This is a genomic window from Brevibacterium sp. JSBI002 (assembly GCF_026013965.1).
Taxonomy (GTDB): domain Bacteria; phylum Actinomycetota; class Actinomycetes; order Actinomycetales; family Brevibacteriaceae; genus Brevibacterium.
Window position 1 is genome coordinate 2,240,210 of the sequence record NZ_CP110341.1, and the last position, 12,839, is coordinate 2,253,048.

At 67.3% G+C, this 12,839-nt stretch carries 11 protein-coding genes; all 11 read right to left on the bottom strand.

Translation table 11 applies throughout. The annotated features are described in order from the left end of the window. Positions 1 to 11: 11 nt before the first annotated feature. Genes LJ362_RS10245 through LJ362_RS10295 form a run of 11 tightly spaced genes read right to left on the bottom strand, consistent with a single transcriptional unit; the run spans position 12 to position 12,530 of the window. Positions 12 to 1,238 carry a glycosyltransferase family 4 protein gene (locus LJ362_RS10245; protein ID WP_264798958.1) on the bottom strand — a complete coding sequence of 409 codons (1,227 nt, stop codon included), beginning with the start codon at positions 1,236 to 1,238 and terminating at the stop codon, positions 12 to 14. Further along, positions 1,235 to 2,992 carry a murein biosynthesis integral membrane protein MurJ gene (gene murJ, locus LJ362_RS10250; protein WP_264798959.1) on the bottom strand — a complete coding sequence of 586 codons (1,758 nt, stop codon included), beginning with the start codon at positions 2,990 to 2,992 and terminating at the stop codon, positions 1,235 to 1,237. Before murJ ends, LJ362_RS10245 begins: the two co-directional genes overlap by 4 nt. Next, the gene (locus LJ362_RS10255; protein WP_264798960.1) at positions 2,989 to 3,855 is read right to left on the bottom strand and encodes a hypothetical protein; all 867 of its coding nucleotides are present in this window, start codon (positions 3,853 to 3,855) and stop codon (positions 2,989 to 2,991) included. The genes murJ and LJ362_RS10255 overlap by 4 nt, the downstream gene beginning before the upstream one ends. Further along, positions 3,852 to 4,844 (bottom strand): copper transporter, encoded by a 993-nt coding sequence (locus LJ362_RS10260; RefSeq protein ID WP_264798961.1) that lies wholly within the window; start codon positions 4,842 to 4,844, stop codon positions 3,852 to 3,854. Before LJ362_RS10260 ends, LJ362_RS10255 begins: the two co-directional genes overlap by 4 nt. Beyond that, positions 4,837 to 6,069 carry a putative cytokinetic ring protein SteA gene (gene steA / locus LJ362_RS10265; protein WP_264798963.1) on the bottom strand — a complete coding sequence of 411 codons (1,233 nt, stop codon included), beginning with the start codon at positions 6,067 to 6,069 and terminating at the stop codon, positions 4,837 to 4,839. Before steA ends, LJ362_RS10260 begins: the two co-directional genes overlap by 8 nt. Before the next feature lie 15 nt (positions 6,070 to 6,084). Further along, positions 6,085 to 7,788, bottom strand: coding sequence for a DNA repair protein RecN (gene recN / locus LJ362_RS10270; protein ID WP_264798964.1), 1,704 nt, complete (start codon positions 7,786 to 7,788; stop codon positions 6,085 to 6,087). Next, positions 7,789 to 8,730, bottom strand: coding sequence for an NAD kinase (locus LJ362_RS10275; RefSeq protein ID WP_180345671.1), 942 nt, complete (start codon positions 8,728 to 8,730; stop codon positions 7,789 to 7,791). After that, positions 8,727 to 9,533: a TlyA family RNA methyltransferase gene (locus tag LJ362_RS10280; protein ID WP_264798965.1), complete on the bottom strand. Its 807-nt coding sequence runs from the start codon at positions 9,531 to 9,533 to the stop codon at positions 8,727 to 8,729. The genes LJ362_RS10275 and LJ362_RS10280 overlap by 4 nt, the downstream gene beginning before the upstream one ends. Continuing rightward, positions 9,530 to 9,742 (bottom strand): hypothetical protein, encoded by a 213-nt coding sequence (locus tag LJ362_RS10285; protein WP_264798967.1) that lies wholly within the window; start codon positions 9,740 to 9,742, stop codon positions 9,530 to 9,532. Before LJ362_RS10285 ends, LJ362_RS10280 begins: the two co-directional genes overlap by 4 nt. Continuing rightward, on the bottom strand, positions 9,739 to 10,716 hold the full coding sequence (locus LJ362_RS10290; RefSeq protein WP_264798968.1) for an HAD-IIA family hydrolase: 978 nt from the start codon (positions 10,714 to 10,716) through the stop codon (positions 9,739 to 9,741). Before LJ362_RS10290 ends, LJ362_RS10285 begins: the two co-directional genes overlap by 4 nt. Then, a complete protein-coding gene (locus tag LJ362_RS10295) occupies positions 10,713 to 12,530 on the bottom strand; it encodes a hypothetical protein (RefSeq protein ID WP_264798969.1) in 1,818 nt (605 codons plus the stop codon). Before LJ362_RS10295 ends, LJ362_RS10290 begins: the two co-directional genes overlap by 4 nt. Positions 12,531 to 12,839 lie beyond the last annotated feature (309 nt).

A 12,839-nucleotide genomic window follows, 5' to 3' on the forward strand; every position in this document is an offset into this window, starting at 1 on the left:
CGACGCTGGTTCTAGCCTACCTGGGCAGGCACGAGATCCGTGTAAAGACCTGCGAGTTCTTCGGCAACTTCCCTCTCATCGGGAAGCTCCGCTCCGCGCGCCAGGGCCCTGGCACCGAGTTCAGCGCGGCGGGCCGGATCGACGGCGAGTTCGGCCACGGCTGCGGCGAAGGCGGCATCGTCGTCATGGTCGATCAGCATCCCCGCGTCGCCGACGAGTTCGGCGCTGCCGCCGGTGGCGGTGGCCACGATCGCCTTGCCGGTCATGAGCGCCTCCTGGAGTACGAGCGCCCGAGCCTCCCACACGCTGGTGAGTGCGTAGATGTCCGCAGCCGCTGCGAGTTCGGCGATGTCATCGCGGGGTCCGAGGAAATGCAGGGCCGGAATCGCCGAGGCGGCTGCGGCGTCGTCGTACTGAGCGCGGACATCGGCGAGCACCTCCTCGTCGGCGGCTCCGGCGATGAGGGCGACGATCTCGCCGTGTTTGTCTGTTCGGCTCTGTCGGTTCTCCTCGCCGAGGCGGGTTGAGGAGGCGCGGCTCTGGGGCGAGTCCGTCGTGGCGGGTCGGTCCTCGCCGAGACGGGCGAGTGCGCGCACGAGCATCGGGTAGTTCTTCTGTTTGGCGACGCGGCCGACGGCCAGCACGATGAGCGCCCCGGGATGGAAGTCGAACTCCTCGGCCAGCGCCGCTCGGGTGGCGGCGGCCGCCTCGGCGGATATGGTCGTCACCTCCGGTGCGGCGGCCGGGAGGAACCGGGCGTTCTGCGCACCGAGTTCGCGGGCGCGATCGACGAGGTCGGTGTTGGCACCGAGGACGAGGTCGGATCCGCGGGCGAGCATCGTCTCGACTCGGGTTTCGACCCGACCACGCAGTCCCTGTCCGCTGGCCTGGTTGTGGAGGCTGAGGACGAACTTCGGTCGGATCTTCAGCGTGCGCAGGGTCAACAGAGTGATGAGACCGGCGCGGAAACCGTGGGCATGGACGATCTGCGGGGCGAAGCTGCGCAGCAGTATGCGCTGCCGGCGGACAAGAGCGGCGTCGGAGACGCCGATTCCGGTGCCGAGTTCGAGGACGCCGAACCGGACTCCGGGCAGCAGCGAGAAGCCGAAGTGTTCGTCGGTGGCGGCCGGTCCGATGACGCCGATCTCATGTCCGGCGGCGGCGAGGTCACGGGCGAGTGCATGCACATGGGTGCCGACTCCCCCGGTCGAGGTGCCGATGGTGAAGACGATTCTCATGAGTCTTCCTCCCTGTCGGTGTCGCTGGTTCTGTCGATGTCGCTGGGTCCGTGGTCTCTGGTCTTCGCTTCGGCGGCGTGCACGGTCGTCTCGTCGTTGACACCGGCCCGGTTCCGGTCGGCGAGCAGACCGCGGACTTCGCCGAGGAACCCACGGTCGACGACGAGCACGATGATTCCGAAGACGACGCAGCCGAGGAGGGCGGCGACGATTCCGGCGGTGACCGCGGAGCTGGCGGAGTTGTCGAGGAGTCCCCCGAACCACTGCGAGGTCACGACTCCGGCGGTGCCCGCGACGACGGCGGCCCCGAGTGCGAGCAGCGACCGACGTCCGACGAGAGCGAGTCCCGCGGGGCCGAGGACGCGGCGCATATTCACGAGCAGGAATACTCCGGCGACGGTCATGCCCAGCACATAGCCGCTGCAGATGCAGATGAGGGTCAGTCCGGGATTGCCGTTCGAGCCGGTGACGAGGATGGCTCCGACCATGCCGACGATGACGAGGATCCACCCCGTCGTCGTGGCGGCCGCCGAATAGCGGGAGCGTTCGACTGCGTAGAAGACGCGGGTGCCCCACGCCACGAAGGACCACCCGGGCACGGCCAAGGCCATAACCATGATCGCCGTGGCCATGGAGTCGAAGGGTGCGGCGGATTCGCTTTCGGCGTCGATGGCGATGAAGAAGGTCTGCAGGGGGCCGGCTGCCGAGAGCAGGATGACGGCGCCGAGTCCGCCGATGGCGATGATGAGCGCCGTCGTCGTCGAGGTCACCGACCGCATCCGCACCCCGGCTTCCGCACGTCTGTGCTCGGTCGCCTCGGGGTCGGTGGATCGTCCCACCCAGGTCGACAAGGTCGGGAAGACCACCGTCGCCACGGTCACGGCGAGCACCGCGTAGGGCAGCAGGTAGACGGCGTTGATGTAGCTGAAGAGGACGAGCGTGCCGTCCCCACCGACATGGTTGGCCAGGCTCAGGGTTGCGAGCACGGCGGCCTGCTGGGCGAGCAGGGCCGACATTCCGGCGCCGGCCAGGCGCAGCGCACGGTGAGCGACTCCGGGTGGGAAGGAGAAGGTGGGACGCAGCTTCAGCCCGGTCGTGGCCATCGGCAGGGCGAGCGGCAGCGCGAGGGCTGCCACGCCGACGGTGGTGCCCCAGCCGAGCCATCCGAGGTGGGTCTGCCAGGTGTCGTCGCTGCCGCCGACGGAACTGTAGGCGATGTAGCTGCCGATGACGATGAGGCTGGACAGAAGCGGGGCGAACGCCGGCCACAGGAACTTCCGGTGGGCCTGCAGCACTCCGGTGAGCACGGCGCCGATTCCGTAGAGGACGAGCTGCGGGGAGAACATGAGCAGCAGCTCCACTGTCGCCTGCACTCCCGCGGCGCTCGTCTTCGTGTCGACGAGGATCCTCGCGATCTGCGGGGCGAACACGGCCAGCAGGATCGACAGGGGCAAGGTGACGCTGACCGCCCAGGTCAGCAGACCGGAGGCGATGCGTCCGGCGGTCTCCCGGTCCGATCGGGCCAGCGGCACTGCAAGCAGCGGGATGACCGCTCCGGCCAGGGCGCCTCCGGCGACGACCTCGAAGAGGATGTTCGGGACCTGGTTGGCACTCTGGTAGGCGGTGCCGACGGTGCCGGCGCCGACGTTTGCCGAGAACACCAGCCAGCGTAAGAAGCCGACCAGTCGGGTCAGCAGGGTGATGATCGATACGAGCAGCGCCGTGGAGGCGAGGACTCGAACGAGCTTGCTCACTGAACCTCGCGGCCGAACGAGTCGATCTCCCGCAGTCCCGGAGTCGATTCGATGACGGAGGTGAAAGAGACCTTCTCGCTGGCCAGGGTGAGTCCGGCGAGGACAGCGAGGATGAGGCGTCGCTGTGCCGATGTGGCGGTTTCGGCGAGGATCACGCCGATCGCCGCTCCCAGGGCATTGGCTCCGGTGTCGCCGAGCATCGCATCACCGGCGAGGTCGTCGGGCCAGGCGGCTGCCGTGGCACCGGCGATCGCTCCCGACGGAGCCCATGACACGCGGCGTTCGTGGTCGGTGAAGGCCAGGGTCAGTGCTCCTGCCTTGAGTGCCCGGCCGGGCCGCAGGTCGAGGAGGTTGAACAGGTTCGCAGAGCCCGCGATCACTCCCCCGGTGACGATGACATCCGCGGCGGCCGCGTACCAGGGCCGGTCGTCCTTATGGCTGATCCCGAAGATCCCAGTCGGGCGGGTGCGGCTGCGCAGGATCGCTGCGGCCGCGATCGATGCGAGCGGAATGCCGGTGACCTTGATGGCCCCGGTCGTGATCTCCCCGCGGGCCAGGGCCGAAAGATGACCGCGCAGTCCCTTGGAGGTTCCGGATTCGCAGAAGTCGTCGACGGCACCGAGGCTGCCCGCCGCGGCCGTGGCCAGCAGGGTCGCCGACCGCTGCCGAGGATCTTCGATGAGGAGGCTGCCTGCCACCAGTCCCGCTGCGACGGCAGGGCCCTCGGCGAGCGAGACGTCGTGTCCGGCGTGGTTGGTGCGCACCACGGAATCGTGGGTGCGCAGCCGTGATCTGAGCACGGCTTTCGTCGCGGCGAAGCCGGCGAGCCCGGCGACGGCGGTGCTGACGATGGAGCGGATCATTTCTCGTCTCCCTTCGAAGTGTCGTCGGTCGACTCCTCTTCGATCTTGCCCGGCAGGATGCCTTCGGCGTCCTCGGCGAATCCGAAGTGTCCGTGCTTTCCGGCTTCTCCGGAGGCCAGTGCCCGCACGGTGATGACGGGACCGGCGCCGAGGCCGAGGCCGTCGACGGTGCTGGCACGGGACTTCTCCGTCCGCAGCACGTTGACGAGTCCGTTCTGTGCCGATCCGGCGTCGCCGGCGACGACCACCGAGTTCGCTTCGGCGGTGAGCGCGGTGATGAAGTCGGTGACGAGGGTGCGGGTGCCCTTGTCGTCGGTGGCCTTCGGGCTGGGTTCGGTGTCCTCGGCCAGTGTCGAGTTCTCATCGTCGATGACGATGAACAGCGAAGTGGTCTTGTGGTCCGTGTCGGTGCGCAGACGGTCGGCTTCGACGAAGACGTCGTAGAGCTTCGCAGCCTGCTTCTCCGCATCGGCCTGATCGTCTTCGTCTTCGAGCATCGAGGCGTCCCCGGTCAGGGCGATGACGAGAGCGGCGCGGATCGCGGTCGAGTCGTCTTTCGGCAGGTGCGGCACGACAGTGCGCAGCCTCTTGAGGAACTGGGTGGAATCCTCGAGGCTGAGCGTATTCGGCACGAACGAGACGTCGCCGGCGATGGTGCCATCGGCTTCCTTGACCCGGTTGCTGACCTCTTCGACCTGTTCGGAGTCCGCCTCGGGGGCGGCGATGATGCTCACTTCCTGCCCGTCGAGGGTGCCGTCGATGAGTTCCGGGGCCGCGGCGGTGACGAATTCGTTCTGCTTGTCGATATTGCCCTTGGCGGCGTCGAGGTCGGAGCGCAGACTGTCGCGGTCCGAGCGCAAGGCGTCGACCTGGCTCTGCAGGGACTCCCCGATCGGTTCCTTCAGCGGTCCCGCGCCGAGGACGATGCCGACGGCCAGCGCCAGGAACACCGAGACGAGGGAGACGAGGTGGTAGCGGAAATCAATCACTGGTCAGTCCTTGGATGAGGCCGGCGGAGTCGGTCGATGCTGCGGGGTCGCCGCCGAAGAGGGAGCCTATCCAGCCGAAGAGGCCGTCGAGTTGGGCGCCGATGAGCCCGAGGAAGGTCTGTCCGGCCGAGGTTGCGGTCATCGCCACACCGAGGGCGACGAGTCCGGCGATGATGAGCACGGCCAGCTGCAGGCTGGAGATGCGCTGCCGGTAGAGCAGGGACACGCCCTTGGCATCGATGAGCTTCGAACCCACACGCAGTCGGGTGATGAAGGTCGAGGCCATGCCCTTGCGGCCCTTGTCGAGGAACTCCATGACGGTGTCGTGGGTGCCGACGGCGACGATGAGTTCGGCACCCTTGTCATCGGCGAGCAGCATGGCTATGTCCTCGCTCGTACCCGAGGCTGCGAAGGCCACGCATTCGACTCCGAGGGCTTCGACCCGTTCGGTGCCCGGGGCGGTGCCGTCGCGGTAGGCGTGGACGACGATCTCGGCCCCCGAGGTCAGAGCGGTATCGGACACGGAGTCCATGTCCCCGACGATCATGTCCGGTCGGTAGCCGGCTTCGATGATGGCATCGGCTCCGCCGTCGACGCCGATGAGCAGCGGCCGGTATTCGCGGATATAGGAGGCCAGCATCGCCAGGTCCTCCTTGTAGTGGTATCCGCGGACGACGATGAGCACATGCCGGTCGGTAAACGTCGTCTTCACCTCCGGCACGACGAGCTCGGCCGAGAGCAGATCGGAGTCCTTGCGGATGTATTCGATCGTGTTGTCGATGAAGTCCACCAGCACGGAGTTCATTCCGGCCTCGGCGGCGTGCATGTCCTCGGAGATCGTCTCGGCCGTCTGCCGGACTCCTGTGGCCACCTCGGTCTCACCTGCGAATACGGTGGCGCCCTCGATGGAGATCTCGGCGTTCTCGTCGACCGCATCGAAGATATCGGCTCCGGCGGCGTCGATGAGGGGGATGCCTGCGTCGACGATGATGCTCGGGCCGAGGTTCGGGTAGCGGCCGGAGATCGACTTGTCGGCGTTGATCACCGCGGCCGGCCGGCAGGCGACGAGGGCTTCGGCGGAGATGCGGTCGATATCGGAGTGCTTGATGACGGCGATGTCGCCTGCTTGGAGGCGTTTCGTCAGATTCTTCGTGCGTCGATCCAAGCGGGCAGGGGCGGGGCCGAACCGGGTCGGTGCGGTGAGGTTCTGTCTGCGCACTTTCATGGTCCGCCCATTCTCTCATCTGCTGCCAACGCCGGCCTCCTTGACCTGCCGAGCGTTGTCGAGCAGTTCGGCTGCATGGGCCTTCGCCGAGGCGGAGTCGTCCATGCCCGCCAACATGCGGGAGAGTTCGACGACGCGTTCGGCATCGGTCAGCTCCTGCACTCCCGAGCGCACGGTCTCGGCGTCGTCGTCCTTGACGATGGTCACATGGGTGTCGGCCCAGGCGGCGACCTGCGGCAGGTGGGTGACGACGATGACCTGGGCGCCCTGGGCGAGTTTGGCCAGCCGACGGCCGATCTCCACGGCCGCTTTGCCGCCGACTCCGGCATCGACTTCGTCGAAGACGTAGGTGGGGATGGATTCGCTGGCAGCCCTGACGACTTCGATGGCGAGCATGACACGGGAGAGCTCACCGCCGCTGGCGATCTTCGCGATGTCGTCGGGGATCGAGGATTCGTGGGCGGCGAAGGTCAGCCGGACCTCGTCGGCCCCGTGGGTGGTGGGTTCGCGTTCGGAGATCTCGAAGGCGACCGTGGCCTTCGGCATCGACAGGGCGGTGAGCTCTTCGCTCACCGCAGCGGAGAATTCGTCCGCGGTGGCCCTGCGGATCTCGGTGAGCGCCGAGGCGGCCGCCTCCATGGTCTCGCGAGCCTCGGTGAGTTCGGCGTCGAGTCCGTCGAGGTCGCGGTCCTCGGCTTCGAGTTCGGCGAGTTCCGCGGCCGAGCGGGATTCGAAGTCGAGGACTTCGGCGACGTCCTGGCCGTAGGGAGCCAGGGTGCCGAGCTCCGCGCGGCGTGCTTCGGTCTCCTCCAGCGAGGTTTCGCCGAGTTCGTCGAAACCGGAGAGGTAGTTCGACAGTTCCGCGGCGGAGTCGGATAGACGCAGCACGGCGTCGCCGAGGGCTTCGCGTATGGTGACGAGTTCCTTGTCGGAGCCTTCGACATCGGCGATCGTGCTGATGGCCTGGTGGACGAGGTCGACGGCGGCGCCGGCATCGTCGATCTCCGAACCGAGCAGCAGGTCGTGGGCGGCGCCGACGGCGCGAGTGATCTCGGCGGCGGCACCGAGTTTCGCCGACTGCGCGGCCAGGGTCTCGTCTTCGCCGGGTTCGGGGCGGACCTTGTCGATGGTCTCCAGACAGCCGCGCAGCCACAGGATGCGTTCGCGGCGGGCGGCGGTGGAGTCTTTGATGCGGCTGACGCGGGCTTCGGTCTCGCGCCAGTTCTCGAAGGCGGCGCGGTAACGGTCGGCCACCTCGGCGAGAGCAGTGCCACCGGCGGCATCGAGGAGGTGTCGCTGTTGGGCGGCGCCCTTGAGGCGCAGCTGTTCAGACTGGCCGTGGAGGGTGATGAGGTCCGAGGAGATGTCGGTGAGCACGGAGATCGGCACGGTCCGGCCGCCGGCCGTGGCCCGGGCACGGCCCTTGAGCGCGACGGTGCGGGAGATGATCGCTTCATCGTCGGCGCTGCCGCCGGCCTCTTCGATGCGTTCGCGCACGGGTTCGGCCACATCGGTGAAGATGCCTTCGACTTCGGCCTTCTCTGCGCCTTTGCGCACGACTCCGGAGCCGACCTTGCGGCCCATGAGCAGGGACAGGGCGGAGACGAACATGGTCTTTCCCGCACCGGTCTCACCGGTGACGACAGTGAAGCCGGTGTCGAGTTCGACGGCGGCCTCGGCGATCACGCCGAGATGGGAGATGCGCAGTTCGGAGATCATTCAGGCCTCCTTGATCGGTCCTCGCCAGCCGGAGACGGGCAGGCGGAACTTCGCGACGAGTCGGTCGGTGAAGGGGCCGGTGTGGAGGCGGGCGAGTCGGATCGGTGATTTTGAGCGGGTGGCTTCCACGCGGGCCCCGGACGGCAGTTCGAGGGCGCGGCGGCCGTCGCACCACAGCACTGCGGAGAATTCGGGGTTCATCTGGGAGATCTCCACGCCGAGGCGGGAGGTCGGGTTGACGACGAGCGGTTTGGAGAACAGCGCGTGGGCGGAGATCGGAACGAGGATGAGTGCTTCGACCTCGGGCCAGACGATGGGTCCGCCTGCGGAGAACGAGTACGCGGTAGAGCCGGTGGGGGTGGCGAGGATGACGCCGTCGCAGCCGAAGGAGGACACGGGGCGGGCGTCGACACCGAGGACGACGTCGATCATCCGGGATTTCGAGGTCTTCTCGATGGTCACCTCGTTGAGTGCCCAGGCGTTGAAGATGTTCTCGCCTTCGTGCCACACGGACACGTCGAGCGCGAGCCGCTCCTCGACGGAATAGTCACGTTGGGAGGCGCGGTGGACCGCCTCGGCGAGGTCTTCCTTCTCGCTTTCGGCGAGGAAGCCGACATGGCCCAGGTTGATGCCCATGAGCGGGGCGCCGGAGCCGTGGAAGCGTTCGGCGGCGCGCAGGATCGTGCCGTCGCCGCCGAGGACGATGACGAGTTCGCAGGCGTTCTTCCACTCACCGAGTTCGGAGGGGTCGATGATGACGCAGTGGTTGAGGATGGGTTCGTCGTCGACGGCTTCGGCCTGGCGGGCGCGGATGCCGACGATTTCATCGGAGAGGACGACCGGGGTGACCCCGTCGTCGAGGAGGGCCTTGAACACGCTGACGGCGGCCACGGCCGACTCATCACGCTGGGGGTGCAGCAGCACCATGATGTGTCTGGTCACGACTCTCCTCTCATCATTTCGTCCAGGTGGGTGGGGATGTCTGCTTGGTCGAGCCTATCGGACTGGTCATGTGTTCGGCCTGGCCGAACACGCAGGAAGTACTCCCGATTCCCGCTGGGGCCCGGCAGCGGTGAGGGTGCGATGTCGGTGACGCGGGCGTCTTTGTCGGTCACGGCGTCGAGGACGGAGTCGATGGCGCGGCGGCGTTTCTCCCGGCTGGTGACGACTCCGTGTTTGTCCAGGGAGGCGCGTGCCAGTTCGAATTGCGGTTTGACCATGAGGAACAGTTCTCCCGTCGCGGCAGTCGCGGCCAGCAGCGGTCCGATGAGCAGGCGCAGGGAGATGAAGGAGACGTCTGCGACGACGAGGTCGACGGTCGGCACGTCGGAGTCGGACAGGTCGCGGAGGTTGAGTCCTTCGCGGACGTGGACGCGCGGATCGTCGCGGAGGACGGTCGCGAGTTGGTCGTGGCCGACATCGACGGCCCAGACGTGTGCGACACCGTGATGCAGGAGGACTTGGGTGAAGCCACCGGTGGAGGCGCCTGCGTCGAGGGCCGTCAGACCCTGAAGTCGGTTGGTGAGGTCGAAGGCCTCGAGCGCGCCGAGGAGTTTGTGGGCGCTGCGGGCGACCCAGGGGTCGGGTTCGGTGACGGAGACGTCGTCGGTGTCTCGCACATCTTGGGAGGCCTTGGTCGCGGTGCGGCCGTTGACGCTGACGCGACCGGCGGCGATTTCGCGGGCGGCGCGGGAGCGGGAGTTCAGCAGTCCGCGGTCGACGAGTGCCCGGTCGAGTCTGCTCACAAGGAGCCCACCTGCGCGTCGAGGTCGCCCAGCAAGGAGTTGAGAAGTTCGTGCCGTTCGGCCGCCGGTGCTTCTTTGGCCTCGTCGAGGCTGGACCGCCAGGTCTCGATCGGCACGTCCCCGCTCACCGAGGCGGGGGTTGGGGCAGGACCTGGGCCGGGAGTCGAGTTCGGGCCGGGATTCTGGCCGGGTGACGGGGTCTGGCTCATGAGTCCTCCCCGATCCGTCGAGGCAGGTGTCCTTCGGACAGGACCGCCTCGGCGTCGGTCTCCCCCGCATCGATGGCTGCCCAGGCTCGGCGGAGTTCGGCTTCGATCCGGGCGGACTCGCCGCGGTCGGTACCGGTGATGAGCGCTTCGAGTCCGCGCAGATTCGGCAGGATGAACGCCGGTCGACGCTCCGGGCCAGCACGCAGGGCATCGTGGATGTCATGGATTCCGGTGAGGACGAGGGCGGTGTCGATGCCGGCGGCACAGCCGCCTTCGATATCGGTGTTGAGACGGTCGCCGACCATGAGGGGCCGGTGCGCGCCGAGGCGTCCGGCTGCGAAGTCCATCATGTGCGGTGCAGGTTTGCCGACGATGACGGGGGTGGCGTCGGTGAGTCGGGCGATGAGTTCGACGAAGGCACCGTTGCCGGGGACTTTCCCGGTTTCCGTGAGGAGGGAGAAGTCGGGGTTGCTCGCCCACCATTCGGCGCCCGAGCGGATGATTTCGCAGGTGCGCACGATCTTCGCGTAGTCGATCTCCGGGTCGAGTCCCTGAGCGACGGCGACGGGTGACGCCTCGAGTGAGTCGGTGATCTCGAGGCCCGCCTCTTCGAGTGCGACCCGCAGTCCGGTCGTGCCGAGGAGGTGGACGTGGGCGCCCGGCCCGAATCGATCGGCTAAGCGTTCGGCGAGCACCTGCGCCGAGGTGGTCACTTCGTCCGCGGAGACGTTGACGCCCATTCCGGTGATCTTCTCGGCGGTGGCTGCGGCCGTGCGAGTGGCGTTGTTCGTGACGTAGTTGACCGGGATCGACTGGGAGTGGAGCCAGTTGATGCCGTCGACGGCGCCATCGACGGCGTGGGTTCCGTGGTAGACGACTCCGTCGAGGTCGAACAGGACACAGTCGATGGGCGTGCCCGTAGATTCGGGCAGGCGCCCATCTGCTGAGCTGTGCTGATCGGCGGTCAGTGTCACTGCTCTCCGTCGGCCTCGGGTGCTGTTGTGCCGGGCTCGGAGCCTGCGTCGGCGTCAGTCTCGACGTCAGCCTCGGCGTCGGCGAGGATCTCGTCGAGTTCGGCTTCGATCTCGTCGTCGGTGACCTTGACCGACTTCAGTTCCTTCGCCGAGACATGTGTCTTCGACTTCGGTGCTGCGGCTGGGCCGGCGGTGTCGTCCCCAGCTTCTGATCCCTCCGCGGAAGCGGCGACAGCGTCGGCAACGTCAGATTCCGTCTGCGACGTCTTAGCTTCGGGCTCGCTGGCCGAGCCTTCTGCGGCTTCGGCCGTCTCAGCGGTTTCAGCGTCGGCAGGCTCAGAGTCGGTTGTCCCGTCATCGGCGGCCTCACGTTCGGCTGACTCAGCGTCGGCGCCTTCGGAGGTCTCGGCTTCGGGAGCTTCGGGCTCGTCCTCGACTTCTTCGACTGTCTCGATTTCGACGCCGGCGTTGAGGTCGGGCTCTTCGTCGCCGAAGAGGGTGCCGGTCGCCTTGGCGGTCCGGCGGGAGAGCTCTTCGTATTTGTCGGCGAGCTCGGTTTCGCCGTCGATGCGCAGGACCTCGGCGTAGGCGGCCATCAGACGGACGAGTCCGCCGCCGGGCTTCTGGGTGAAGTCCTCGGCTTCGATGAGTCGGCGCGCACCGGCGATGTCGTCGAGGTCCGACTTGGCTCCGGCCGCGACGATGACGAGTTCGGTCCGGGTGTCGTTGTCGAGGTCGAGCTCTTCTGCGTTCTTCAGCAGCTCAATGGCCTTCTCGGGCTTGCCGCGGCCGCGTTCGGCGTCGGCGATCAGCGCGATATTGTCATTCGAGCCGGAGATGCGGCGGTGGGTGCGCAGTTCGCGGACGGCTTCGTCGTAGTTCTCCACGTAGTACGCGGCGATGCCGAGTGCTTCGCGGACGACGGCGACACGACCGGCGCGGGCCATGGCGGCCTTGGCGTGTTCGTGGGCGCGCTCCGGGTCGAGATCGAGCAGCCCGCCTGCGGCGACGAGGTGCTTGGCGACCATGTCGGCGTTCTCTTTGTCGAGGGAGCGCAGCTGTGACGAGATCTCTTTGTCGAGTTCGCGGCCGGTGACGCCCTCGGGGATCTCGGGCTCCTGAATGCGCGGACGGCGGGCGCGCTGTTCGCGTGCGTAGTCGCCTGTGTCGGTCTTGCGGGATGCACGGCGATCGTTGTCGTTGCGGCCGTAGCCGCCGCGTCCTCCGCGGTTGTCGTCCCGTCGGTTTCCGCGGTAGCCGCCCCGGCGATCGTCACCGTCGCGACGATCACGGTTGAAGCCACCTCGGCGGTCATCGTCGTTGCGGCGATTGCCCTGGTAGCCGCCCCGGCGGTCATCTCCATCACGACGGTCGCGGTTGAACCCACCACGGCGATCGTCGTCGTTCCGGCGGTTGCCCTGGTAACCGCCTCGGCGGTCGTCGTCGTTGCGACGGATACCTTGGTAGCCACCTCGACGGTCGTCACCATCACGGCGATCCCGGTTGAAGCCACCACGACGGTCATCGTCGTTTCGGCGGTTCTGTCCGTAGCCGCCTCGGCGGTCGTCGTCGTTGCGGCGATTGCCCTGGTACCCACCGCGACGGTCGTCATCGCGACGGTCTCGGTTGAATCCGCCACGGCGATCATCGTCGTTGCGACGATTGCCCTGGTAGCCGCCTCGGCGGTCGGACTGGCGTGGCCCGCGACCGTCCCGGTTGTCCGGTCGACGGTTGCGATTGTTGTCGCGATCTGAGCGGTGACCGCCATCTGCGCGGCGGTTGTCCTGGCTGTCTCGCGAATCCCCTTGGGCCACGATTCTCCCTATGAAGTCTTTTCGGTGTTCCGCTCTATTCTAGTCCACTTACCGTTTCATCGCCGTGTGGGCGGGGACACGTCAGCACCCTACTTCTCCCCGTCACTGTGCCCGTCGTTCTGTGAGCCGATGCCCAGGTCACCGCCTCAGCGCTCTGTTAGAATCAAGGCGAATCCAGTGGAACGGCCGACGGCAATCGAAGAGGTTCGGCGGCAGCGGATGCCCGCGCCGCCTCGACACCAGGGGATGAATGACATCTGACGTGGAAGCTCATTGTGCGGATGACGGATGTCTCCGCGATTCCACGAT

Coding starts and splice junctions, on each gene's coding strand:
- LJ362_RS10245 (WP_264798958.1), bottom strand. CDS start 1,238: ATGAGAATCGTCTTCACCATCGGCACCTCGACCGGGGGAGTCGGCACC.
- LJ362_RS10255 (WP_264798960.1), bottom strand. CDS start 3,855: ATGATCCGCTCCATCGTCAGCACCGCCGTCGCCGGGCTCGCCGGCTTC.
- steA (WP_264798963.1), bottom strand. CDS start 6,069: ATGAAAGTGCGCAGACAGAACCTCACCGCACCGACCCGGTTCGGCCCC.
- recN (WP_264798964.1), bottom strand. CDS start 7,788: ATGATCTCCGAACTGCGCATCTCCCATCTCGGCGTGATCGCCGAGGCC.
- LJ362_RS10285 (WP_264798967.1), bottom strand. CDS start 9,742: ATGAGCCAGACCCCGTCACCCGGCCAGAATCCCGGCCCGAACTCGACT.